21 protein-coding genes and 1 pseudogene are annotated in these 25,618 nt (G+C 46.4%); 12 read left to right on the forward strand and 10 right to left on the reverse strand.

The window, feature by feature from the left end:
• Positions 1-39: 39 nt before the first annotated feature.
• A complete protein-coding gene (locus Q4Q46_RS14365) occupies positions 40-366 on the forward strand; it encodes a DUF7716 domain-containing protein (RefSeq protein ID WP_006087079.1) in 327 nt (108 codons plus the stop codon).
• A 64-nt stretch (positions 367-430) separates the two neighbouring features.
• Here the strand turns inward: Q4Q46_RS14365 and Q4Q46_RS14370 are convergent, their stop codons facing one another.
• Positions 431-2,242, reverse strand: a complete 1,812-nt coding sequence (locus tag Q4Q46_RS14370; RefSeq protein ID WP_311906298.1) for a sensor histidine kinase — start codon at positions 2,240-2,242, stop codon at positions 431-433.
• A gap of 206 nt (positions 2,243-2,448) precedes the next feature.
• Here Q4Q46_RS14370 and Q4Q46_RS14375 point away from each other — a divergent pair, with 206 nt between their 5' ends.
• From Q4Q46_RS14375 to Q4Q46_RS14405, 7 genes are all read left to right on the forward strand, one after another.
• Entirely contained in the window at positions 2,449-3,051 is a 603-nt protein-coding gene (locus Q4Q46_RS14375) for a response regulator transcription factor (protein WP_311906299.1), read from the forward strand.
• 414 nt (positions 3,052-3,465) lie between these two features.
• A complete protein-coding gene (locus tag Q4Q46_RS14380; protein ID WP_006087082.1) occupies positions 3,466-3,741 on the forward strand; it encodes a hypothetical protein in 276 nt (91 codons plus the stop codon).
• Between the two features lie 15 nt (positions 3,742-3,756).
• Entirely contained in the window at positions 3,757-4,308 is a 552-nt protein-coding gene (locus tag Q4Q46_RS14385) for a dihydrofolate reductase family protein (RefSeq protein ID WP_311906300.1), read from the forward strand.
• Between the two features lie 193 nt (positions 4,309-4,501).
• Positions 4,502-5,080, forward strand: a complete 579-nt coding sequence (locus Q4Q46_RS14390) for a type II secretion system protein (RefSeq protein ID WP_261274000.1) — start codon at positions 4,502-4,504, stop codon at positions 5,078-5,080.
• A gap of 149 nt (positions 5,081-5,229) precedes the next feature.
• Positions 5,230-5,754 carry an ATP-dependent protease subunit HslV gene (gene hslV / locus Q4Q46_RS14395; RefSeq protein ID WP_011918556.1) on the forward strand — a complete coding sequence of 175 codons (525 nt, stop codon included), beginning with the start codon at positions 5,230-5,232 and terminating at the stop codon, positions 5,752-5,754.
• 19 nt (positions 5,755-5,773) lie between these two features.
• Positions 5,774-7,102 carry an ATP-dependent protease ATPase subunit HslU gene (gene hslU, locus Q4Q46_RS14400; RefSeq protein ID WP_311906301.1) on the forward strand — a complete coding sequence of 443 codons (1,329 nt, stop codon included), beginning with the start codon at positions 5,774-5,776 and terminating at the stop codon, positions 7,100-7,102.
• 207 nt (positions 7,103-7,309) lie between these two features.
• Entirely contained in the window at positions 7,310-7,696 is a 387-nt protein-coding gene (locus Q4Q46_RS14405; protein WP_006083302.1) for a gamma-butyrobetaine hydroxylase family protein, read from the forward strand.
• Between the two features lie 432 nt (positions 7,697-8,128).
• Here Q4Q46_RS14405 and Q4Q46_RS14410 read toward each other — a convergent pair whose 3' ends face one another.
• Entirely contained in the window at positions 8,129-9,145 is a 1,017-nt protein-coding gene (locus Q4Q46_RS14410; RefSeq protein ID WP_311906302.1) for an IS110 family RNA-guided transposase, read from the reverse strand.
• Positions 9,146-9,374: 229 nt separating this feature from the next.
• Complete coding sequence (locus Q4Q46_RS14415) at positions 9,375-10,085, reverse strand: hypothetical protein (protein WP_311906303.1); 711 nt, start codon at positions 10,083-10,085, stop codon at positions 9,375-9,377.
• 611 nt (positions 10,086-10,696) lie between these two features.
• Here Q4Q46_RS14415 and Q4Q46_RS14420 point away from each other — a divergent pair.
• The 3 genes and pseudogenes from Q4Q46_RS14420 to Q4Q46_RS14430 all read left to right on the forward strand — a co-directional run bounded on the left by Q4Q46_RS14420 (position 10,697) and on the right by Q4Q46_RS14430 (position 16,041).
• A pseudogene (locus Q4Q46_RS14420) lies at positions 10,697-12,263 on the forward strand (cryptochrome/photolyase family protein).
• Positions 12,264-12,384: 121 nt separating this feature from the next.
• Positions 12,385-13,092 carry an SDR family oxidoreductase gene (locus tag Q4Q46_RS14425; RefSeq protein WP_311906304.1) on the forward strand — a complete coding sequence of 236 codons (708 nt, stop codon included), beginning with the start codon at positions 12,385-12,387 and terminating at the stop codon, positions 13,090-13,092.
• Positions 13,093-13,704: 612 nt separating this feature from the next.
• On the forward strand, positions 13,705-16,041 hold the full coding sequence (locus tag Q4Q46_RS14430; protein WP_311906305.1) for a M4 family metallopeptidase: 2,337 nt from the start codon (positions 13,705-13,707) through the stop codon (positions 16,039-16,041).
• Between the two features lie 210 nt (positions 16,042-16,251).
• On the opposite strand, the gene Q4Q46_RS14435 is transcribed toward Q4Q46_RS14430, so the two are convergent.
• Genes Q4Q46_RS14435 through Q4Q46_RS14445 form a run of 3 tightly spaced genes read right to left on the reverse strand, consistent with a single transcriptional unit; the run spans position 16,252 to position 19,033 of the window.
• Positions 16,252-16,803, reverse strand: coding sequence for a response regulator transcription factor (locus Q4Q46_RS14435; protein WP_311906306.1), 552 nt, complete (start codon positions 16,801-16,803; stop codon positions 16,252-16,254).
• Positions 16,800-18,110: a sensor histidine kinase gene (locus tag Q4Q46_RS14440; protein ID WP_311906307.1), complete on the reverse strand. Its 1,311-nt coding sequence runs from the start codon at positions 18,108-18,110 to the stop codon at positions 16,800-16,802. Before Q4Q46_RS14440 ends, Q4Q46_RS14435 begins: the two co-directional genes overlap by 4 nt.
• An 8-nt stretch (positions 18,111-18,118) precedes the next feature.
• Positions 18,119-19,033, reverse strand: a complete 915-nt coding sequence (locus Q4Q46_RS14445; RefSeq protein ID WP_311906308.1) for a dTDP-4-dehydrorhamnose reductase family protein — start codon at positions 19,031-19,033, stop codon at positions 18,119-18,121.
• Positions 19,034-19,211: 178 nt separating this feature from the next.
• Between Q4Q46_RS14445 and Q4Q46_RS14450 the strand changes: the two genes are divergently transcribed.
• The gene (locus tag Q4Q46_RS14450; protein WP_311906325.1) at positions 19,212-21,062 is read left to right on the forward strand and encodes an alkaline phosphatase D family protein; all 1,851 of its coding nucleotides are present in this window, start codon (positions 19,212-19,214) and stop codon (positions 21,060-21,062) included.
• A gap of 4 nt (positions 21,063-21,066) precedes the next feature.
• Here Q4Q46_RS14450 and Q4Q46_RS14455 read toward each other — a convergent pair whose 3' ends face one another.
• The 4 genes from Q4Q46_RS14455 to Q4Q46_RS14470 all read right to left on the reverse strand — a co-directional run bounded on the left by Q4Q46_RS14455 (position 21,067) and on the right by Q4Q46_RS14470 (position 25,391).
• Positions 21,067-21,456 carry a hypothetical protein gene (locus Q4Q46_RS14455; protein ID WP_311906309.1) on the reverse strand — a complete coding sequence of 130 codons (390 nt, stop codon included), beginning with the start codon at positions 21,454-21,456 and terminating at the stop codon, positions 21,067-21,069.
• A gap of 160 nt (positions 21,457-21,616) precedes the next feature.
• Positions 21,617-22,672, reverse strand: coding sequence for an HlyD family secretion protein (locus Q4Q46_RS14460; protein WP_311906310.1), 1,056 nt, complete (start codon positions 22,670-22,672; stop codon positions 21,617-21,619).
• Positions 22,672-24,000 (reverse strand): glycosyltransferase family 2 protein, encoded by a 1,329-nt coding sequence (locus tag Q4Q46_RS14465; protein ID WP_311906326.1) that lies wholly within the window; start codon positions 23,998-24,000, stop codon positions 22,672-22,674. The genes Q4Q46_RS14460 and Q4Q46_RS14465 overlap by 1 nt, the downstream gene beginning before the upstream one ends.
• A gap of 2 nt (positions 24,001-24,002) precedes the next feature.
• Complete coding sequence (locus Q4Q46_RS14470; RefSeq protein ID WP_311906311.1) at positions 24,003-25,391, reverse strand: TackOD1 domain-containing metal-binding protein; 1,389 nt, start codon at positions 25,389-25,391, stop codon at positions 24,003-24,005.
• Positions 25,392-25,618 lie beyond the last annotated feature (227 nt).

A 25,618-nucleotide genomic window follows, 5' to 3' on the forward strand; every position in this document is an offset into this window, starting at 1 on the left:
AGGCGCGGGAATGACTAGCTGTATCACAAAAGGTGCGTAATGCGTTTAGAATTAACTCTCAAGAACATGTTGGATAAAATTGAATCTTTAGATTGGAAGTGGGATGTATATATACCTTTTAATAAAGAAATTAATGACTCGATATTATGTCTTGTACTTGACGATGACACAGAAGAAGATCGTGGTAGTGATGATGAACCAATTTACCCAACATCTATTGGTTATAAAAGCTTCTTAAGTGTGTCAGATTTGCAAAGTATTAAGAGTAATTTGCTGCAACAAAATTCTGAAGCTGGGCTAAATGAATTAATTAGTGCAGCAAAATATTATTATGAAAATGATGCTTTTATTAATATTAACCGCTAACCAATAAAGGCTGTCGGATGCTCCGCTAATGCGCACATTAAGGGTTGCTCATAAGTGTATAACCCTATCCCTTGGGAAGTACGACTGTCACCACACAGCCCTGTTGCCAAGGCAGTAAAGCTTGCGTGGATTGCTGACAGTTTTCGATTTGAATGCTGCCGTGATGGCGGGTGACCACATCCTTACAGATGGCTAAACCTAGGCCTAATCCCGCATCTTTGGTTGAGGCAAAAGATGCCATCAACTCACTCGCCTGCCCCTGTAGCCCTTCGCCATTATCAATAACTAAAACTTTGATTTCATTCGGATGATAATAGATATCGATCCATAATTGACGCACACGATTATCGCCGCAGGTTTCTAACGCATCTAAGCTATTTTTTACTAAATTGACCCACATTTGACTTAAACCAACGCTATCGCCCATCAGTTCAAAGGGCTCACCCTGCACTCGCACATTCACTTGTACATTCGCTCGGTCTAGCTCGCGCCGCAACAGAGCTAAAGCTTCTTTCACCACTGGCACTATATCTAAAGGTTCGGTCTTTGCCTGACGCCGCTTGAGTAAACCGCGAATACGATGCACAACCGCTCCGGCGCGAATCGACTGCGCATTAATTTTACCGAGTACATCATAGAGTTCCGGATTATCTTGCCCAAGCCTTTCCAGTTGCAGCATGGCACCTTCGCTGTATTGGGTAATGGCGGCTATGGGTTGATTGAGTTCATGGGCAAGTCCTGCACCTATTTCCCCAAGAATCGCCGCACTTTGCAGTCGCTCAAGCTGCAGTGCCTTGTCCTTTAATTGGCGCTCAGTGCTAACTAAAAACTCACTTTTCTGGCGAAACTTATATTCAAGCCACAGGTGATAAATGGTGGAAATAATGAAAATTAACAACAGTGCGCCACCCCATTCTTTATTTTTTGCCATCCATTTGTATACGGTTTGATAAAGTGGTGGTGATGCTCCCTGTAGTTGTAATTCTTTAAATAACTCAATCACTTTTAACTGGCTTACGGGCGCAGTCCAGCCCAAAGTATCGGCGGTAATTGCTGCAATATGATCGGCGGGTAAATCGAATAAGGCGCGGGTAATCGCCATCGTCAGCTTAGGAGAAACCGTATCCGCCGCAGCGAATGACCAGTTTGGGTATAACTGAGTGCTGACCTCGCAATCATATCCTGAAGGGTTAGTCGGATGGATCACCCGATAATCGGCCTGATTAACGAGACCCGTTGCGATCATTTCCTCTAAGGTGCAAAAAGGCGCAATGGCGGCATCGGCGCTGCCGTCACGGACTTGATAGACAAGCGGCTCCAATGGAAAACCGAGAAAGCGCACTTGCCCAAAAAACTGTTCGGGTAAAAAGCCCATTTTATGAAGTAGCCCCATGGCCGCCTGATACCCGCCTAATGCCTGCGGATCACTAGCTACCACATTGCGCCCGCGCAAATCCTGCAGGGTGCGGATTGGGCTATCGGCGCGGACGATAATGGTTGCGCCTATGGTAAAAGTGCTGCCTTGATGCTTGCGGCTCTTCATCGTCGCAAGCCAAGACAGCGGGAAGTTATTGCTTAAATGCAGATATTGCCCGGGGTTGGTGACGATAAACTGCAAATCATGGCCGAGTAACTGGCTACGCATGCCATTAAAGTCGACGGGCACCACTTCAAAATGGCTATTGGGCACTTGTTCAGTCAGATAATCCATCATAGGTTGCCAACGCTGCTTGGCTTGTAACACACCGTGATTTGCCAACACTCCGACTCTAAAGTGGTTCACCTGCGGCACGTCATCGGCATAGGACTGACTGAGCCCAATGACACTTAGGCATAATCCCATCACTACCGCTTTACACCAAGAGCCCGTCGCCATCGCCGCTATTACCTTGCCTTATATGCTATTAAACGACTTTAACTCGCAGATAAAAATCAAGCTGTGAAATGCCGCCAAACTCTGGTTTCTGCCCTAAGATAATCGGCTAATTTAGTGATGCACCTCCCAAGACCTAGGCTTAAAATTGAGCCAAGCACAGACGCGGCTTAAGCTGATATAGCTCTCCCGCCTCCATAAGGAAATCCATGTCTACAAAATTGCCACTGTATTTAGTTGATGACGATGAAGCGATTCTGGATTCACTGGGCTTTATGCTCGGACAATTTGGCTATCAAGTGCAAACCTTCAACAGCGGCCGCGACTTCCTTGAGCACTGTGCATTATCACAGGCGGGCTGCGTGATTTTAGATAGTCGAATGCCGGAAATCACCGGCCAAGAAGTGCAGCAAAAATTATTGGAAACCCACAGCCCGCTAGGCGTGATATTTCTCACTGGCCACGGCGATTTACCTATGGCGTTAAGCGCCTTTCGAAAGGGGGCCTGCGATTTTTTTCAAAAACCCGTATCGGGTAAGGCATTAGTACAAGCGATTGAAAAGGCGCAGCGTGAAAGCCAAGCGGCCTTCGAGCAGCAAAGTCTGCAGCATAAGTTTGACCAACTGACCGAGCGCGAACAGCAAGTGTTAGCCCATGTGATCCAAGGAATGACTAACAAGCAAATCTCGGAGGCGATGTTTTTATCCTTGCGCACGATTGAAGTGCACCGCGCAAAAATCATGAAGAAACTCGAAGTGAATAATATGGCAGAGCTAGTGCAACACTTAGGCAATCTACATTCAGTCTTATAAGTCAGTGACCCATAGTCGCTAAACAATCGCGACGCCTTCTCGCCACGCATAAGGATTTAACCGTTAAACCCTTTTTACCCCGACCATTCAAGATACCGTAACTACACAGTTTTCATCCAGCCTGCGACAAGCTGTCGCAGTTTGTGCATTTGGCTTTGTTAAATATCGTATCAGCCCGCACAATCACGCCATAGGTTCCTTCCTTTGTGCCCCGCAGGCGCTCAAGAAATCCACTGCTTTTTGAACCTCCACCCGAGGGTAACTATGCCCTCGGGGATTTTTTCTCCCATCCGCGAATGCCTTACTCCGAGATAACAACCAAAGTGGAAATGGAACATTCCAGTTCTAGCTCCGTCTGCAAAGCAGTTATATACTTTCCAACCGTCTCAAATAATAAGAATCATGGAAGAGCGAATGTTCAAACCTTTAATATTACTCAGTTTTAGCGCCTTAGCCTTGACCTGTATGAGTGGCTGCGTTGGGCCGCTTAATTCAAAATGTGATACAAATTCCCCCTACAGCAAACAAGAATGCAATGCAGCCGATGCCGCTGTTTATGTTGCAGCCGCCATATTAGAAGGCCCAGATAAAGGTCAAACGTGTAACGATATGTCGGGCAAAGCAAAACAAGACTGCCTCGCTCAGCAACAGGCACTAAAAGAATCACTAGAGAAACACGCTCGAAAATAGCATTAAGGAAGATAAATGAAAGCCTCCGTTTTTATTGCCGCGACCCTCGACGGCTATATCGCCACTCCCGATGGGGATATCGACTTTTTAAACCAGCATCCCAGTACAAATCCCGATGAAGACTTTGGTTATCATGCCTTTATCGACACTGTCGATGCGATTGTAATGGGACGTAAAAGCTTTGAGAAAGTCCTCTCCTTCGATTGTGATTGGCCTTATGCAAATATCCCAGTATTTGTATTAAGCCGCAGCGGTGTAACTGTGCCGTCGGCGTTAAGTGAGCACGTACAAGTGCTAAATGGCGATGCGGCAAGCATTAGCGAACAACTCAAAACCCGTGGCTTTAAACATCTCTATATCGATGGCGGCCAAACAATCCAAGGCTTTTTAGCGGCAGGGCTAATTCAGGAACTCACTCTCACTCGCATCCCCACTTTACTGGGTAAAGGTATTCCCCTCTTTGGCGACTTAGCTCAAGCGCTTCAATTAATGCCCATCCACACACAGCAATACGACAATGGCTATGTACAAACCCGCTACCGCGTCATAGACGAAACCGCTTTATAAGTCGTTTACATTCGGCAGATGGCATTGAAAGATGAAGTGATGGCTTGCCATTTTGCGGCTTGCCCGCTTCTATTTGAGTTCATGTAACCAAAACGTTAAACAGAATGTTAAACAAATAAATACTATCAATGACTTACTGATTGCGAATCGAAGTTCCGTTAGAATACCCTCCTCTAACAGATAGGTGAGCAATATGAGTCGTTTGCAGTCATCGAAGGGTTTTACATTAATAGAACTGGTTGTGGTCATTATCATCCTTGGGATCTTGGCCGTGGTCGCAGCACCACGGTTTTTAAACCTAGGCCAAGATGCTCACGATGCCAGAGCCAAAACCGCATTTGCGGCCTTTACCTCTGGTGTTAAGCTTTACCACAGTTGTTGGCTTGCGGGCGGTCACTCTGGTTATATCCAAGATCTCGCCTGTTATGGTGATGGAAAAATAGATTCAACCTCCACTGGATTTCCACTCGGTATCGATACAGCAAGTAGCAGTAATGCAGGAACCCAATTACAGGGCGAGTTTTGCGGTGAGCTATGGCACAACCTAATTGGAAACAATGAATTTGTCCTAGCTAATCACTTCGACTGGCAGCAAGTACCCAACACTGACATTGTTTATTGGTACAGTGGCGGCCCAATAACTAATCCAAATACCTTTTGCTATTTCAATTATGTCTCAGATGATCGTCGTTTAGGCAGTGAAAACTGGGATTTAAAATACTATCCCTTCGATGGCCGCACTATTGTAGGTCGATCCACACTTTCCCAATAAGCGCTTATTTTTATTGCTAAAGGAGCGCGAAAGTTCGCAAACTCCTTTGGCTTTTCTCGCTATAACTTGAATTATTGTCATCTATCCCCATATCTACTGCATCATCCACCGCATGATTTGTCATTGCGGGCCAGAGAAGAGGATTCATTGTGACCACTATCGTATCAGTACGCCGTAATAATCAAGTTGTCATCGCCGGCGATGGCCAAGTCTCCCTAGGCAATACCGTGATGAAAGGTAACGCCAAAAAAGTGCGTCGCTTATATCACAACAAGGTACTGGCTGGTTTTGCAGGCGGCACCGCCGATGCTTTCACCCTATTCGAGCGTTTTGAGGCCAAACTCGAAATGCACCAAGGCCATTTATTGCGCTCAGCCGTTGAGCTCGCCAAAGATTGGCGTACCGATCGTATGCTACGAAAACTCGAAGCCATGCTCGTTGTTGCGGATGCCGAAGCCTCGCTGATCATCACAGGTAACGGTGATGTCGTACAGCCAGAATATGACTTAGTTGCCATAGGTTCAGGCGGTAATTATGCCCAAGCTGCGGCGCTCGCCCTACTGCAAAATACCGAATTGTCTGCGCTAGAAATTGCTGAAAAGTCCTTAACAATTGCGGGCGACATTTGCGTATTTACCAATCAATTCAAAACGATTGAAGAACTCAATTACTAAACAGCCCGTGAGGAATATTATGTCTGAAATGACCCCCCGTGAGATTGTCCACGAGCTGGATGCACATATTATTGGTCAACAAAAGGCCAAACGTTCTGTCGCTGTCGCTCTACGTAATCGCTGGCGCCGTATGCAACTTGATGCGGATTTTCGTCAAGAAGTCACCCCAAAAAACATCCTGATGATTGGCCCAACTGGCGTAGGTAAAACTGAAATTGCCCGCCGTTTAGCAAAGCTCGCCAACGCGCCTTTTATCAAAGTTGAAGCGACTAAGTTCACCGAAGTGGGTTATGTCGGTAAAGAAGTCGAGCAAATCATCCGTGACTTAACCGACATCGCCATCAAGCTGACCCGTGAACAGCAAATGGGTAAATGCCGTCAACGCGCTGAAGAACACGCCGAAGAGCGCATTCTTGATGCCTTGCTGCCTAAACCTAAAAATGACTGGGAAAGCACAGAAACCGATTCCAGCTCAAACACCCGTCAAGTGTTCCGCAAAAAACTGCGCGAAGGTCAATTAGACGATAAAGAAATCGATATAGATGTGGCACAGCCACAAATCGGCGTCGAAATCATGTCGCCACCCGGCATGGAAGAAATGACTAACCAGCTGCAAAGCCTGTTTAAAAACATGGGCCAAGCACCGGCAAAACGTCGCAAAATGAAAATCAAAGAAGCGTTCAAGCTGTTGATCGAAGAAGAAGCGGCAAAACTGGTCAATCAGGAAGATTTAAAAGAGCAAGCCATTGAATTGGTTGAGCAACACGGCATAGTGTTCCTCGACGAGATAGACAAAATCTGTAAGCGCGGCGAAACCTCAGGCCCAGACGTTTCCCGTGAAGGCGTGCAACGTGACTTACTGCCGCTCATCGAAGGCTGCACTGTTACCACAAAACACGGCATGGTAAAAACCGACCACATACTGTTTATCGCCTCTGGCGCATTCCAGATGTCTAAACCGTCGGATTTAATTCCTGAATTACAAGGTCGTTTGCCGATCCGTGTTGAGTTAGATGCACTATCAGCCAATGATTTTAAACGCATTCTGACCGAGCCACACGCCTCACTCACCGAGCAATATATCGCGCTGATGAACACAGAAGGCGTGAAAGTTGAATTCAGCGAATCGGGCATCGACAGCATTGCAAAAGCCGCATGGCAAGTGAACGAGCGCACCGAAAATATCGGCGCCCGTCGTTTACATACTGTGATGGAAAAGCTGATGGAAGATATCTCCTACGAGGCATCGGAAAAATCGGGCTCCGCCTTTGTTATCGACGCCGACTATGTCAGCGCCCACTTAGACAACTTAGTCCAAGACGAAGATCTCAGCCGCTTTATCCTCTAGTGCAAAACCCGTTCACCGCCAAGCCCAAACGACTTGGCGGTGAACGGCGACTCAAATGCAAAAGTGTGACTCAACCGAAAAGTCGGCTTCAAACGCTAGGCGACCCTAGCTTACCCTTTGTATCCTTGGCCGCCAGCGGTTACATTAGTCAGGTGTTATTTTAATGAGTCGTTATCCTATCCTTAGCATTTTCTTGGTAGCCAACCTATGACCACAGCAACGCCCAATGTCACCGATCTTAAACTGAAACGTAAATCACGCATTCTAGAAGTCAGTTTCGACAATGGTGAGCAATATCAGCTCAGCTGCGAGATGCTCAGAGTCTACTCGCCCTCGGCAGAAGTGCATGGTCACGGCAATCCAAAGCTGGTCACCCACAAGAAAAACGTCAACATCAGTGCCATAGAACCCGTCGGTAACTACGCAGTAAAAATCGTCTTCGATGACGGCCACGACACAGGCCTATTCTCGTGGAAAGTACTCTACGATCTCGCCACCCACCAAGTGGATCTATGGGAAAAATACCTCGCCCGCCTACGCGCCGAAAAAGCCTCCCGCGAACCGCTGATCGCAATGAATATAAAGTACAACTAATCGAATTAAAGTCGTGGGGCTTCACCCCACACCCGACCAAGGAGGACTGCTCGTCCTATCCTCCTTGGATGCTCCAAGACGCCCCCAACGGAGTTGAAAGCCCCTTGGGCATTTAGCGTTCTTATGCTATCGCGTCAGACGCTCGTCCCTGATTCGACTGACGCTATCTCGGCATATATGGACCCATCCGGTTTGCAAGACATTCGATAGCGATTTTGAGAAGAGTTCATTGCACCCATATATTCGGCCTGTTATTGAGGTATGCCTCTGGCCCTGATGGATATCTGCTTCTACTGTCCTTATCATCCTTGCGGCTTCGTAATGAGCCTATGCCTCCGTAAGGTTTTCAGTAGATCAGTCTGACTGTCTCATCATCAAATCAAGTGTCATAGCAACTTGCTGGTTGGTTAATCATTAAAAATAAATGCAGTTCTATACTGGAAGCCGATACTCTTCGTTACGCGCCGCGATAACCCATGCCATTCTCGCGAGCTTATTGGCGACGGCCACACAGGCTCGGTTAAAACCTCGGCGCTCTGCTAACTGGATTGCCCAGCAACTAAATTTATCCTGTTTATGACAACTGTGCTGTAACACAGCTCTGGCGCCGTGGATGAACAGGGTACGTAAGTAAGCATTTCCCCGCTTGCTTATTCCAAGGAGGTTATCTTTACCTCCACTGCTGTGTTGCTTGGGAACCAAGCCACACCAAGCTGAAAAGTGTCTACCATTACTGAAATCTTTACCATCACCTGCGGCGGCATAAAAGGCGGTAGCGGTGACTGGACCAATACCTGGGATAGTTTCTAAACGCTGGCAAATCACATTGTTTTTAGTTTCAGTGAGCACTTGTGCATCACAACCCTTAAGCCGTTTCTCTATATCACGAAACTCTTCATATAACTGATAAAAAATTGCCCGACCTTTGGTGGTCAGCGCATTGGTTTCATCCGCTAAAATATCTGGAAACTGTACTTTAAAAGCCGATTTACTCTTGGCTATCACAATGCCGTATTCTGCTAACATGCCTCGCACTTGGTTGATTAAGGCAGTTGATTGCTTAGTTAATCTTTCGCGCATGCGGTGGAGCAGTTGCACATCTTGCTGCTCGACGCTTTTGGGGTTTACAAACCGCATGTTGGGTCGCTGCGCAGCTTCAGCGATGGCTAGCGCATCGTTGTAGTCATTTTTATTACCTTGCCGAAAAGGCACCACAAATTGAGGTGCGATTAGCTTGACGTTATGGCCCAACAGCTCAAATTCTCTGGCCCAGTAATTTGCTCCACCACAGGCTTCCATCACAATCAGACACGGCTCAATTTGAGCAAGAAAGGGAAGTAAGTCCTTGCGTCTAAGCATTTTCTTTTTGATTAACTTGCCTGCTTTATCGACACCAACAGCATGAAAAACAGACTTTGCGATATCTAAACCAATTGTAGTAATCTTCATAAGTGGACCCGTCCTCTTTCTGATGAGTTTTAGCGACTACATCGTGGCCCACTGTGAGGCCGATTAAAAGTGGATGGGTCCATTCCATTATCCATGACCGGACTCACGCAACGAACGCTAATGCCCTGCGGCAACTCCGAGGGGATGTGTATTCTGTAACTTCGGTGTTGGCCGTAATTCCAAGAGAGTTATGCATGCCCTACTTTTATCCGAGAAATAAAACTAACCATTAACCAATGGCCTTTAGAATCACCAGTTCGTAGAATTTTAATCCCAGTTTATTGATTGACGCGCCCCCGAAATCTCCGAAATAAGAGCCTCCCATTGGCAAATTTAGCAATCCAGACATAACTAATGGTTGGTAACCCAACTGTGCCTGTTTCCCCAAAATCTCCTCTTTACCCTCATCATTCAAAGCTTCATCAACTTGAACTTGGTATTGATAAAATGCTTTAAGCCTTGGTATACCTTCGAACGGGTGTATGGAGTCAATACTGAACATCAAAGAATTATATTCATCAACTGAAAACTTATAATTTACAAAGGTTTCAACAAATAACTGCCCAAGTAGTTTTGCTTTAAGCACATCATGATAGCGGTCAATATAAATCAACGTATTTTCAGTTATTTTTTCAATAACATCAGCAGATAGCACATCTTCATTTAGCAAAAGTACATCTTCTTTAGTTATATGTTCGGCTGAAACTTGACCAATAAAGCTCGCATACTTCTTAAGAAAATGTGCATTATGAACCGAGTTCCACACACTATTGGCAGCAACCAGCCATTTTATTACAGGAAGCTCTCTAAGAAGCTCTTGGTCTGCTGCAAATTTTTTCATTGTAGTATCAAGCGATATTTCAGCTATGTCGGATAAAATGTCCCTATTAACTTGCGTCAATGATTGGTCAATAAGATTCGATTTTGGCTTTTTGCTCATACAGTTAAAACTCCAATCATAGCTTCAAACCAACTTTAATCTTTACGTGGCAATCAAAGCAACTCCCTGTCCGTAGAAACCAATAATGAAAAATTGTTTTACTTAGGCGCCCATTGTTAAATTTTAGAAAAATTGAGTGTTGGTGCTCTTTTTAAATACGAACAAACAACACTAAACCTTAAGAAGTTCACCTTCCCCTGCGAAGTTGCTGAAGGGCGTTGAAGACTCTTTATTAAAAGGATAGCGCGTGACGCAGACAGGACGTCTGCGTAGCTTTCGGGGGGAAGGGACGCCCCATCGGAAGCGTTAGCGATTTTCGAATAAGCACGAAACCAGTAACTAATGCATGTAACTCCGTTAGGGACGTCTTGGCTGATGTGAAAACAATAGGCAAGGAGGATAGGACGAGCAGTCCTCCTTGGTCGGGTGTGGGGTGAAGCCCCACGACTTTGCTTTAAAATAATTTAACCTGATTAGGTATTCAAAGAAGTTAAGCAATCCCAAATCACAACTATAAAAACTTCCCCCTGTAGAGCTACCTTCAGATTGATCCCAATCCCCCATTTAACCGTAACCCTCAATTGAAAATTGTCATTCAACGAGTCCACTTAATGCAATTACAGCAATTCCATACAGTCAGGTTAATTTTAGGCGATCAACTCAATGCCCAGCATTCTTGGTTTAACCGTGTTGATGAGCAAGTGCTGTATGTGATTGCAGAATTACACCAAGAAAACACTTATGTGACCCATCATGTGCAAAAGATATGCGCCTTCTTTGCGGCAATGGCGCAATTTGCCCAAGAGCTGCGGGCGCAAGGGCATCAAGTGCTCTATCTCACCCTTGATGACACCTTCAATAACACTCAGGGCTATAGCGATCTACTGGGGCTCATTCAACATCAAGTGACGCAGGTAGGCGCGATCAAGTTTGAATACCAAAGGCCAGATGAATACCGCCTGCTTGAGCAATTGAGTCAGCTTAAGCTCAACACCGCCGTGGTGAACTGTGTCGATACAGAGCATTTTATCTTGCCGTTTGACGAAATCGATGCGCAGTTCCCCGTCGGCAAACACATTATGATGGAGCACTTTTATCGCCGTATGCGTAAACGCTTCAACATCTTGATGCAAGAAGGAAAGCCACTCGGTGGGCAATGGAACTTTGATGCCAGCAACCCGTCAAAAGCTTAAAACTCAGGATATAAAAGTCTTGCCTGAGCCATTAATGTTTAGCCTCGATGTAACTGAAATTCTCGCACGTCTTGAGCGTCACCAAATCCCGACCATGGGTCGCATTGATGCGCCATTGCTGTGGCCGATAAACCGTGCGCAAAGCCTCACACTATTGACGTATTTTTGTCAGGTTTGCTTGCCATCCTTTGGCCGCTTTCAAGATGCCATGACAGCGCAACATCCCGCCAAGTGGAGCTTGTACCATAGTCGACTATCATTCAGCCTTAACAGCAAATTAATCAGCCCGTTAGAAGTCATCAATGCGGCCATCGACAGCTATCAAACCAATGCTGAAATTGATATCGCCCAAATCGAAGGATTTGTGCGGCAGATATTAGGTTGGCGAGAATACGTTCGCGGCATTTACTGGGCCAATATGCCGCAGTACGCCAGCACTAACGCGCTCAATGCCCATGGGACGCTGCCCGATTATTTTTGGCATGGCGACACTAAAATGAACTGCATGCGACAAGCGTTATCCCAATCATTAGATTTTGCCTACGCCCATCATATTCAGCGCTTAATGGTGATCGGCAATTTTTGTTTATTAACCGAAATCGAGCCAAATCAAGTCGATGAGTGGTATTTAGGCGTATATGTTGACGCCATAGAATGGGTTGAAATGCCCAACACTCGCGGCATGGCCTTGTTTGCCGACGGGGGTATTGTCGGTACTAAACCCTACGCCGCCAGCGGTTCTTACATCAATAAAATGAGTGATTATTGCAGCGGCTGTCATTACAAGATAAAAGAGCGCAGCGGCGCACTTGCCTGCCCGTTCAATAGCTTTTATTGGCGCTTTATGGACAAACACCGCGCAAGATTGTCGCAGAACCCCAGGATCGGCATGCTGTACCAGACTTGGGACAAAATGGACGAGTCCGTAAGGCACGCCATATTAGCCACAGCCGAACACAACCTCGTTAATCTAAACCGTTTATAGCTGAACCATTAGCACTGAGTGTTAGTGCTTAGCATTTGTACTAAGCCTAAGCGTGACTCTTGGATATAGAGAGTTTGATATGGAAAGTTTGATATAGAGATTTGGATAGGGAGAGTTTGCTATGAAAGTACTTATCGTCGGTGGAAGTGGGGGTATTGGTCAAGCTATGGTTAAGCAAGTCCAAGAGACATATCCCGACGCCACAGTGCACGCCACCTACAGGCATCATCTTCCCCAAGACAGGCAGAATAATATCCAATGGCATGCGCTAGATGTGACCAATGAGGCCGAGATTAAACAGCTGAGTGAACAACTTACTGAATTAGATTGGCTTATTAACTGTGTCGGGATTTTACACACCCAAGATAAAGGGCCAGAAAAAAGCCTACAATCTCTGGATATCGACTTTTTCCAGCACAATTTAACGCTCAATACCCTACCCAGCGTCATGCTGGCTAAGCACTTCTGCCATGCCTTAAAACAAAGTGACTCAGCAAGATTTGCCGTGATATCGGCGAAAGTCGGCAGCATTACCGATAACAGATTAGGTGGCTGGTACAGCTATCGCGCCTCAAAGGCCGCGCTGAATATGTTTCTCAAAACACTGTCGATTGAGTGGCAGCGGAACATGAAACACTGCGTGGTGTTATCCCTGCATCCGGGCACCACAGATACGCCATTGTCTCAACCCTTTCAACAGAGTGTGCCTCAAGGCAAACTGTTTACACCTGAGTATGTCGCCAACTGCTTGCTGCCGATCATTGCCAATGCCACTCCGGCACAAACAGGCCGTTTTTTTGCCTACGATGGCACTGAGTTACCTTGGTGAAATAAGCTGAACAGTGAGCCAAGTCGCGCGACGCGGGCGGGCTCTTGCAACGAACATATTTCAAAGGGCATCTTTCAAATGGCTCTTGCAAAGTGCATTTTTCAAAATGAATCCGGCAAAGCGATGGATCTTTGCCCTTAAAAAAGGGTTATGCCCAAGAGTACCGCTAATCCTTAAATCTACCCACTTAAAAATCACCCACCTAGAAATTACCCGCTTAACCTCGCCAACAGTTCCAGCCTAAACCAATGAAAATTCATCAATAAAGCACTTTTTACAACTCACAAAGCCCGCCATTTGACTAGGCTAAATCGCTATTACCCAAAAGTCCTAATTCAAATTTAAAAGCACCTAAATGAATGCTGAAGATAGTTCCTTTGTACGATTGTTAACACTTTTACATTTAAATAACATCTAGAGTCATGCGGTTATTCACGCTTTGCACAGAATACAAATCTGAGAATTCCCGCCTGAGCAGCAGCTCATTCTATTCGGCCATGGCAGAGGGATGCCGACGACCCTGTAGAAATTACAATAAAAAAACGCTCGCCCGAGCCAGTTAAGCAGTATGGCATTCCAACGTTAATGACAAACGGAAAAAGGATTTTAAGCATGATGCTAAACAAAAAACTGTCGCTACTCTTCATTGCTGTGTCGGCCACGTTAGGCACATCAGCATTTGCTGCTGATGTTGTCGATGTCGGCACACTCAGAAGCGCGTCTTCAAGCAATAACTTAGTGTCTCAGTTCAACTTAGACGCAGGTAGCCAACTCAAAGTCGAGAAAAAACTCGACCTAGGTCAAGGCAAGCAGAAACAACGTTTACAACAATATTTCCATGACGTGCCTGTTTATGGTTTCTCTGTTGCAACGTCACAATCGAGCATGGGCTTCTACAGCGACATGTCTGGCCGCGTATTAAAAAATATTGAAAAGTCGGCTGATTTTGTCAAACCCACTTTAACGGCTAACAAAGCATTAGACATTGCCATTCGTGGCAAGTCTGAGAAAGCTGTTGCAGGCCTAAAAGCTGAAAACAAACAAGCTAAATTATGGCTTTACCTGGATGATGCGACTAAAACTCGCCTCGTTTATGTGACGTCTTTTGTGGTATATGGCGATGAGCCAAGCCGTCCATTCACTATGATTGACGCGCACTCAGGTGAAGTGCTCAAGCGTTGGGAAGGGATTAACCACGCCGCGAGCGGTACAGGTCCTGGCGGTAACATCAAGACTGGCCAATACGAATACGGTACGGATTTTTCTTACTTAGACGTTGAAGTGAGTGGTGACACCTGCACCATGAACTCACCTAACGTGAAAACCGTTAACTTAAACGGTGCCACATCAGGCGCAACAGCCTTCTCTTATAATTGCCCACGCAATACAGTTAAAGAGATCAACGGTGCTTACTCGCCATTAAACGATGCGCACTATTTTGGTAACGTGATCTACAACATGTATAGCGAGTGGTACAACACTGCACCGTTAACTTTCCAGTTAACCATGCGGGTTCACTACAGCAGCAACTACGAAAACGCCTTCTGGGACGGCAGTGCTATGACCTTCGGTGATGGCGCAACGACCTTCTACCCATTAGTGAGCTTAGATGTCTCGGCACACGAAGTGAGCCATGGTTTCACTGAGCAAAACTCAGGTCTGATTTACGATGCTCAATCTGGTGGCATGAACGAAGCCTTCTCAGATATGGCGGGTGAAGCTGCTGAATTTTACATGCACGGCACGAACGACTGGTTAGTCGGCGCTGATATCTTTAAAGGCAATGGCGCACTGCGTTACATGGCAGATCCAACCTTAGACGGAATCTCAATCGGCAATATCGACGATTACTATGATGGCATCGACGTACACCACAGTTCAGGTGTCTTCAACAAAGCCTTCTACACACTCGCAAACTTACCGGGCTGGGATACACGCACTGCATTCCAAACATTTGTGGTTGCTAACCAATTATATTGGACGGCTGACAGCTTGTTCTGGCAAGGCGCTTGTGGCGTTAAATCTGCGGCGACTGACTTAGGCTTAAGTGCTGACGATGTGGTTACTGCGTTTGCTGCAGTAGGTATCACACCTTGTGAAACGCCACCACCACCGCCACCACCAGAAGCCACTGAGCTCGCGAACGGTGTCGCTGTGACAGGTTTAGCGGGTGCATCTGGTAGCAAACAATACTACAAACTCGACGTAGCGAGCGGTGCAACCAACCTGAGCTTTAATATGTCAGGCGGCACGGGTGATGCGGACATGTATGTTAAATTCGGCCAAGCTCCTACCTCTAGTAGCTATGATTGCCGTCCATACAAAGCCGGTAATGCCGAAAGCTGCCCTATCGATCCAGCCCAAACAGGAACTTATTGGGTCATGGTCAGTGGCTATAGCAGCTACACAGGTGTGAGCCTAGTGGGTGCTTATGACGGTGGCGATGAGATACCAAACCAAGATCCAACAGCGGGCTTTACGGCAAGCTTTGCCAACGGTAACGGTAGCTTCACTAGCACCAGTACTGACAGCGATGGTGATGTCGTTGCATGGAGCTGGAGTTTCGGTGATGGCACGACTGCTTCAGGCGCAAGTGTAAATCATCAGTATGCTCAGTCAGGCAACTACACAGTGACATTGACTGTGACTGACAACGATGGCGCAACAGCAAGCACTTCTGAAGAATTTGCAGTTGAAGTGCCAGAAGTGGCGTTAGAAATGACAGTGAAAAACGCTAACAAATCTCGTCGCGGCAGCATTCGTGTTGCACTCGCATGGGAAGGTCATAACGCTGATGAGTACACTATCTTCCGTAACGGCGTTGCGGTAGGTACTTCAAGCAATTCGTCGTTTATTGACCGTTTCACTGACCTAGCTGGCACTAGCTTCAGCTATAAAGTGTGTGAAACTAACGGCCCTTGCTCAAACGAAGAAACCGTTAACTTTTAATCGCATAAGATAATCGTATCGTGGTGCTAGCGTAAAATCCTAGCGCCAATTTATCGATAAACTTCTCGTTTCTTGTTAATGCCACTCAGCCTTTTTTGAGTGGCATTTTTTATGCGTAAATGCGGTGCACTAAGCCGGCCTCAATCCCGTTAGCATCCTTATTTCATGTGCTTGAGTCAGCTTCACTGGCCAGCATGCGAGAATAATGCGTTACTTCAAATGTCCACTTTCACCCACAGGTTTTTTGAGTAACTTACGTTGTAAGGTGCGACGATGCATCCCCAATTGGCGGGCGGTGGCGGACACATTGCCTTGGTTGGCATTAAGTACTTGCTGAATGTGTTCCCACTCCAAACGCTTAGGATTGAGGGGCGAGTCATCGATTTCATCCTCTTGAAGGGTATGGGAATGCCCTGCCATTTCCAGCGCGGCGAGTAAGGTTTGAGTATCCACAGGTTTAGCTAAATAATTATCGGCGCCAAGGCGAATCGCTTCCACCGCAGTGGCAATACTGGCGTAGCCGGTGAGCAACACCATGGTCACTTTAGGCAGCAGATTACGCAGTGGCACAATTAACCCTAAGCCATTAGCTTCGGCAAGTTTCATGTCCAACAAAATGTGGCTAGGGCGAAACTCCCGCGCCACCAGCAGCGCATCGCTGGCATCATGGGTTAGGCGGCACTCAAAGCCGTGGCGCGTGAGCCGTCGGCCTAAAATACTCGCCAGAGAAAAGTCATCCTCGACGATTAACAAACGTTTCATGATCTGACTCCGTCAGCAGCCTTAGTGTTGGGCGATAACGATGCCGCTTTGTCCTTGAGAATCGTAAAGCGAATTTGTGCCACAGTTCCGCCTTGGGGATGATTGGCCAGAATCAATTCTGCGCCCAAACGCTCTAGGCTCGCGTGACTGAGTAGCAGCGCAACACCTAAGCCCTTGGGACTCTCAATTAATAAGGTACCCAATTGCGGCAATAAAGAGGGCGCGATACCAGCGCCATAATCACGGATCTGCAAGTAGATCTGAGCTTCACTTGGCGCTATATCTAAGCTGATATCCACCTGCGGCGCACCTAGGGTTTCGACACTAGCGCGGGCGGCATTTTCAATCAAAGCCATGATCGCAGGCGTTAGACTCATATCGGTCAGAATGCTTTGCTCTGCCAGTTGCTCAGGCGCACAGGTAAACAGCCAGTTCAGTTCGGTCTGCGGCATGAGCAGCAAGGTTTTCTGCTTTAAACCGTCCACCAGCTCAGCGATCTTTTGTGGCCGCTGGCGGCGATCGCGGATCGACTCCGTCGCTAATCGCAGCTCGGTGAGTGTATGTTCACAGCGGCCTAACGCAGTCTCCATCTCGACAACCGTTATCGAAGTGCCGCTCATATCTTCTTTGACTTCATCGAGTAACAACCTCAGGCTCGAAAGCGGTGTGGCTAATTGATGCGCCATCTGCGCCGATGCCGTGCCTAGGGCCAAGAGTTGTTCCTGACGTAATTGCCCCTCGCGCATATAAGCTAACTGTGCGTCTTGGCGGCGCATACGTTTAGTGATTAACGCCACGCTGGTTGTCATCACCAAAGCTGAAATCACAAAATTAAACCACATGCCTAAATAGTGGGAACTCATGTCCATACCGTGGTGCTGCATGGGGGATTCGGGCACAGTAAAAATCATCAGGCTGTAGGCTAAGGTTGAAATAGCCGTCAGTGCCCAAGGCGCCCAGATTGGCAAAGTCACAGCCGCAAGTGCAATCGGCAGCAGTAATAACGAGATAAACGCATTAGTCGCGCCGCCGGAAAAGTGCAGCCAAGAGATCCAAAACAGTGTGTCTAAACTGAGCGCGATAAAGAGGCCACGCTCCTTGGCAAACAAGGGTTTACGTAGCGCCAATGTGAGTGACAGGTATAACACCTCCAGCACTAACACATGCACTAACGGCTCCATTTGCAGGCTAAGACCAAAGGTGTCGGCGGCAAACATGGTTAAGCCAATTTGCAGCAGCAAACCTAAGGTTCGCAGTAATGCGACTTGGTCGGCGGCCTGTAGACTGGTCCCTAAGATCTTAGCCATAGCCATTCCTACAGTGTGAGTCCGAGTGCGGCCAGTGCGCCACTCGATTGCGTTAATGCTTGGCGAGCACCCGTGGCGAAATCAATGTCGGAGCGAATACCGAGCGTCGCTAAACGTGCACAACTCAAGCTACAGTCCCTTGGCCGTTTGGCATTATCCGTCGGTGTCGACTCAGGCGTTAAGTGCGCCGTACTGAGTTGGAGAATATCCCCAAGAGTCAGTAGCATCTGATACTTAGTCATAGTCTCTGCGGCGCTAAAGTGATAAATCCCCTGCACGATAGGCGCTTCAATATGCTGTGCAATCATCTTGTCTATGGCTTGGGCAATATCGGCGGTCGAGGTTGGACTTCGCACGGCCCAATGATCGACACCCTGAGCCCGACGATCAATCAATTGGTTAACCAGCACTAGCACAGCAGATTCACTCAGCTTCTCTACTTGGCCGTAAAGGATTGGCAAGCGTAGCACGGCAAAATCAGCACTCGTGTTAAGCACTATTTCTTCGCCCTTTAGCTTAGATTCACCATAAAAATTAACAGGATGAGTGGCAGCATCTTCGGCGTACTTAGGCTGAGTGCCATCGAACACATAGTCGGTGGAGATATAGATAAGCCAAGCATTATTGGCCTTAGCTGCCATAGCGAGGGCTTGGCTGGCGGTTAAGTTAAGTGCCAATGCCGCCTGCGGATTTTGCTCCGACACATCGGGGCGACGCTCGGCGGCGCAGTGCACTATGACTTGCGGTTGCTCGCGGGCGATAAATGCCTCGACAGCCAAAGGGGCTGTCAGATCGAGTTTATGCACTCGCTCACTTGCGCGGCTAAAACCTGTGGCCACAACCTCATGTCCCGTTAATTCAAGCTGTTTTACAACAGCTCGGCCGAGTAGCCCAGTCGCGCCAGTTACCATGATCTTAGCCATATTGCCCCATTCAGTTTCAACTCATGTGTATGACTGACAATTCTAAAAGCTTTTCATATTCAACGCACTTGTTTACTCTTTTAAACCAAACTTACTTAGGGTTAACTCACTTGAGATTAACCTGAGCACCAATAGGCTGAATTTGAGTCCGACACTTCCTCTGATATTGGCAGGCCCTATGCTGCGCCACTGCGATGCCACACATTTTACCTTGTGGTTTGTGAGTCGTGAGCCATTAACTGATCTTACGTTGCGCCTAGGTGAACATGAGGTTCCGTTGCAGGATGCCGATGTGCACTATGTGCCACTCGGGCAGCACGCCCATCAATATCTGATCATGCTGTCGCGACCAGAGTTACTCACGCCGAATCGAGTCACAAATTACCAAGTATCCGCCGCCCAACATGGGGATATTTTTGCCAACATCAGTCAGCTGAACTATGGCGATGCCTCATCGCCAAGTGTGCGTTTTATCCCAGAATTAACCCAAGTATTTCATGGTTCTTGCCGCAATCCGCATCACCACAGTGACGATGCGCTCGTCGCCGCAGATACCTATTTAGCCAAGAGAATCGACACGGGTGTAGCGGACGATCGCCCCGCTCTTATCGTGATGAGTGGCGATCAAGTTTATATCGATGATGTGGCAGGCCCCATGTTAAACGCCATAGGACAAGTCATCGACTTGCTTGGCCTTCAGCATGAGCAATTTGAAGGGGCGAACATAGCCAGTAGTGAAGCGCTGCATTATCAGCCCGCCGATTTATATCAGCGCCATAAAAATCTGCTGCCGCATACTCAATATCCAGCCAAAACCGCGCTATGGCGTTGGTATCGCAATCACCCGATTTTCACTTCCTCCATCGCTGAGAATCATCTCGTCAGTCTGAATGAAATCATCGCCTTGTATTTACTCACTTGGTCGCCCGAACTGTGGGAATTAGTCAATATACCCAAGGATGTCGATGGCTTAACACCCGCCAATAGCGCCCGCTGGCAAAATGAGTGGCAACACTTGCTCGGCTTTAAAGCTGGGCTGACGCAGGTGAGGCGCTTTATGGCGCACATTCCCGTTTATATGATGTTTGATGATCACGATGTTACCGACGACTGGAACCTGACCGCTAAATGGGAACTCGCAGCCTACGAGCATGCATTTTCAAAACGCATTATTGGTAATGCACTAATTGGCTATACCTTGTTCCAAGGACTTGGCAATGCACCCGATAAATTTACCGATGAGATCCGCCCGCTGCTCGATGCCTTTTTTGCACAGCCACAGAGTGAAAGTCAGGATCTGCTCATCGAAGAATTACTCAAATTTGAGCAGTGGCATTACACCTTAGCGACCTCACCCAAACTTGTGGTGCTCGACACCCGCACTCGCCGCTGGCGCAGCGAATCCAATCTCGCAAAACCATCCGGCTTGATGGATTGGGAGGCGTTAATGGATTTGCAGCAAGAATTGCTCGGCCAGTCTAAGGTCATTATCGTCTCGCCTGCACCTATGTTTGGGGTCAAACTGATTGAGGCGATACAGCGCACTGCCACGCTGATGGGCGCTTCTTTGTTGGTGGACGCCGAAAACTGGATGGCCCACCCCGGTGCAGCCAACGCGCTACTGAGTATTTTTATGCACCGTAAAACCCCAGAGGAATTTGTGATCCTCTCCGGCGATGTGCATTACTCCTTTAGTTACGACATCAGTATTCGCTTTAGGCGCAGCAGCCCTAACATCTACCAGATCACCTGCAGCGGCATTAAAAATCACTTCCCCGAGAAGCTGTTACCGATTTTCGATAAACTCAATGGCTGGCTTTACGGCCACTTTTCACCGCTTAACTTACTGACAAAACGAAAACGCATGTCGCTGCGCGGCAGAAGACCGAATGGTGCACCGAGCAAACGTTTAGTGAATAAAAGCGGTATTGGGATTTTGGAACTTGCGGATGATGGTGCGCCAACAAAAATTGCGGTTTTACATGGTGATATGAGCGAAACTTTGTTCGAACCACCCAAACAGGAATAACAGCTTAAACAGGTTTATGATGTTTAACCGTTTCAGGTTGAGTGGCACCAGAACCCGAATCCAGCGGCGGAAGATTTTTAGATAATGCTTCATCGGTGTCGACTTTCTTCGGCTGTACTTGATTGAAAATCAACGCCTCTGGCTGCGGCTTACCTGCTGGTTTCTCATGTACCATTTGATCCCAAATCACCTTCGAGTCTTGGTCCACATCATCAGCCTCAACGACCGATGCAGCAGACGAACTCGGTTTCTTCGGTTCAATCACCGCAGCCCCCTTACGGATCTCAGCGGCAATATCCTTCAAATAAGGTTGTTTCGTCCAGTCGCCAACAAACATGGCTGCCACTAATACCGCAGCGCAAAGTAAGATAGAGATCATCGCAGATTTGGTCATTTTACAATCCTAACGGGCTGATAAAACGCAGTCTTGATAATTTAGATTGCACTTATCATAACCACACAAAAACCAATTAGACCAGCGGTGAGCTTTATACCCTATTAGCAATCAGTATCAAAACCTGTACACAGCAGGCATTTAGCGCATTAAGCTAACGCTACCAAACATAATCGAAACTGACTTCAACAGGTACCCCTTCAATAGCAACAGGTAAAGCCATTTCAGGTTTTAAAGTAATCTGCAGCACAGGCTTTTCTCCATCAAATGGTCCAGAAAGCTGTTTAGGTAAACGCCCAACTAACTCAGTTGGTTCGGAAATGCTCGCTCTAAAACGGTCACCATTTGCTAAAGTAATTGTCGCTTGCTGGCCAATTGTTGTGTAATTCAAATATTTAGGCTCGAGAAATGCTAAAACGACTGGATTATCTCGTCCTGCAAGCAAAGCTAATGGACGATCTTCAACAATATGCTCTCCAGATTGCACCAGAATATCCACGACCCGAGTTGCCGTTAGTGCCTTAATTTGTAATTGTGATTGCTGCGCCTTAAGCCGAACTAGTTGCAACTCAATACTGCGACGGGACTGCGTGACCACACCAGCACTCAACTCCACGAGCTGCTTTTGCTTGGCCTGCATTAAATCGACCTTAGCTTGCTCCAATGCCATTTTGGATGCTGTATGGGCTTGTAGTACTGTCGCCATATCAGACGTTGGTACAACTCCCTTTCGCTGAAAATTCTCATAACTTTTCAGCAAAATATCCTGTCTAGTAACCCCCTCATTGGCAACATCGATACGTGTCTGTAATTGCTTCAAAATCACTGAGTTTAAGCTTAGGTCCTCAATATTAAGTTGTGCCAACTGCCGTTCTAACTCACTTATTTGGGCATTCAGTTGCGGATCTGAGATTGAGAGGATTGGCGTTCCGACATTCAACGTATCACCAGGCTTAACCCTAATAGTGCTGACGTCACCAGTACTCGGAGCCCGCACTTCTAATGGCTCAGTCGTCACTATGCCACTCGCCAACACAAATAAATGTGGGCGCAACAATATCCAACCGACAATGGCAACTGGCGCAATGACTAACAATAACAATAAATACCAACGCCCCTTGAATCCACCACGCTTAGCGGCAGCATAGCGCACTCCAATACCCTTATCTTCAGTCGGATTTAGCGCCTTGTCACTGGCTTGATAACTCACTTTCATTAAAACTTTCTCCCGCGTTTTAACACCCACCAAGGCGCCATTGAACTTTCTTCATGTGAACGTCGCACCATTTCGTTTAACAAGGCAAACAGACACACCATTCGCATAAACAATGCATAAAAAGGATATAGCGGTAGCCAAACAGCTAAGCGTAAATCTTGAGGAATTCGCTCAGATATCGCCAGTAGAACCATTGAATAAAAGAAAGCTAAAATGACCAAATAGAAGCCATAAATCGTTAATGCAATAGACAAAATAAACTGCCATGGGAAACTAACAACAATACCAATCCCATAAAAAACGATCACAAAGGGCATTAATACGTTCTGTAAAAAACCGTAGAGCAAGGTAAATACAAAAGTACCGCTACCCAATAGCTTGGGTGTAAATGCTGGCCAGTGTTTACGAAAATATAAAAACAATAAATCGCCATCCCAGCGTAGCCTTTGGCAGACTAAGGTTTTTAGATCCGCAGGTGCGTCCGTATGACCAATAGCCAGTGTAGCAAAAGGGATCCGCCAATCAGGATGTCGTTTAAAGTACTGTTTTATTCTTATGGTTAAATCAAGATCTTCTGCAGTGTGAGTGTCCCAGCCACCAATTTGGATTAAAAAGGTCCGTCTGAAAGCGCCAAAAGCACCAGAAATATTGTTCAGCAAATTCCACTGCCCTAACCCTGTTTTACCACCTTGCATTGAGATCAAGTATTCAATAGCTTGCATCCGAGTAAATATGGATTCACTCACATTCCTCACTCGCAATGCTCCACCCACAGCGGGCACATTCGGGTCTTCAAAATGTGGCACTATCTGCGACACCATATCGTTATCAAAGGAAGTATCAGCATCGGCATTGATCACTATCTCACCCGTCGCCGTCGCCAATCCCGCATTTAATGTCGAGACTCGTCCACCCCGCTGCCACTTAGGCAGCACAATTACAGTGCGATTATAAGTTTGGCACGCCTTAGCCGCGGCCATTGCAACACGGTAAGTCAATCCATTTTGGACAGCCCCATCAACCACAGCAATGATCTCTATCTCACCGTCATAAACTTGCTCGATAAAAGAATCAATCGTTGACTTCACCGCCTCACCTTCGGCATAACAGGTAATCACACAGGACACTTTAGGTCTAAACAGCGACTGCTTAGGCACCTGCATAAAGCTGGTATAAAAGAAACGTAAAATGCCTGTCACTACGAGTAGCATTAAGGGGACTTCATATAACAATATCAACGGCACCAACCACACAAAGAACGTTAAGTGCTGTGCAAGTTGATGCCAGATATCCAGCAACATATAAGTGATGGTATTGAATTCACTCATCATCACATTGGCTTAACTTGTAGGAGTTGATCGGTAAGCCACTCACCAACATTGTCACCAATATTGGCTGGTAGGCTAATTGCCTTAACGCTTAATTCGATTTTCGAGGAGGATTGCAGCTCTTTCAAATCAAAAAGCTTGTTATAAATACTCTTTAACTGCTTGATTTCTGTCATAGGCAATAGCATTAACAGCCCATCTTGAGTGTAATTACTGCATGCATCAGTCACCCGGATCACACTGCGTAAACGCTCTTGTAGTGCGTCCAGTTGAGCAAAACCTTTAGCCTCACCCTCTGCACTTAAAAACTCAGCCACATTAAGCATTTGCACCGACAAAATGGAATGTGTCTGATGATGACGTTTTGCCAGTTTGTTCTGCCAATCAAGTAACCAATAGAACTGCTCACTGACCATCTGTTCACCCGGCGCTAAACTGAAAAGCGATTGCGCTCTTCCTTGGCGCACTAAACCGCGTCCATGGGGCGTCAATTTGTAACTGTACACATTGCGTACATGTAAAGAATCAAGCTTACTACTTACCTTACAATGCAAACACTCGGCCTCAACCACAGCATCGACAAATAAAGTGTGGCATGAATTACAGTGATGATTTTCTATTGGTCTATCATAATCAACACCTATGTGTCGTAGGTTCTGCAAACAATTCGGGCAACTCAAGGTATTGAGTTTTCGGAACAATGCTTGATCACCTACATGTCCGCAATTAAAACAATGCAAGCAACTTTGCTGCTCAGTATCAATACTGTGGCATTGCGGGCAAACATCAATGTAATTTAAATGCCCCGAATGGCAACTCGGGCAAAATCGTAAACGATTTGATAGTGTAGATTTCTCAATCCAATTATTTTTTTGTAAATCACTCAACCAAGCGAAACTCTCCTCAGGACTCACACCCCAAGCGTTTAATAAAGGATAATCATATAAATAGCGTCGTGCTGGCACAGAATGAGGTTCAAGAATCGCGTCATGATGACACCACAAATAACATAATAATTTATGTACAATATCATCTTGAAAATTGAGTTTTATTTGCTGTTTTTTTAGCTTATACGACTGATATTGCTCTTTATAATCTTCTCGCCAGATTCCATTTCCGAGAAAAGATGACAATGGACTTTCGCGGGAGACCAATATTAAGCTCAATGCAGTAAGTTCATGTTGCCTCAGCATCATAAGCCACTTGTCTTGCTCTTCTGATTGTACTGATAAGACAATTATCTCTGGGATTCGCCCATTACCAATCAAAGCTTCTACTGAGTTAAATTGCTCAAACCAAGGGTGCCAATCAGCATTTTGATAGCGACCAATCCAGACAAAATAATCATGGGGTAAATCGACACTCAAATTACTAAGAATGACTTCTTTCATATCAATATCCTACATAGATTGCGATCTTGTCTAAGAGAGTTAAAAGACAGTTCAAGAACAACATCCATGTAATAAACTAATACTCTAGACCAAAAATTATAAATAACAGCTAATTTAGGGCTAAATTAATAATCAGTTAAGTATTATAAACAGAAGTTAAATCTTATTGTGGTTAAATCTAATGCATTATAAATGATAATTTATAAACCAATACTTTACAGATAGTT

This window comes from Shewanella vaxholmensis (assembly GCF_031932135.1).
GTDB lineage: Bacteria > Pseudomonadota > Gammaproteobacteria > Enterobacterales > Shewanellaceae > Shewanella > Shewanella hafniensis.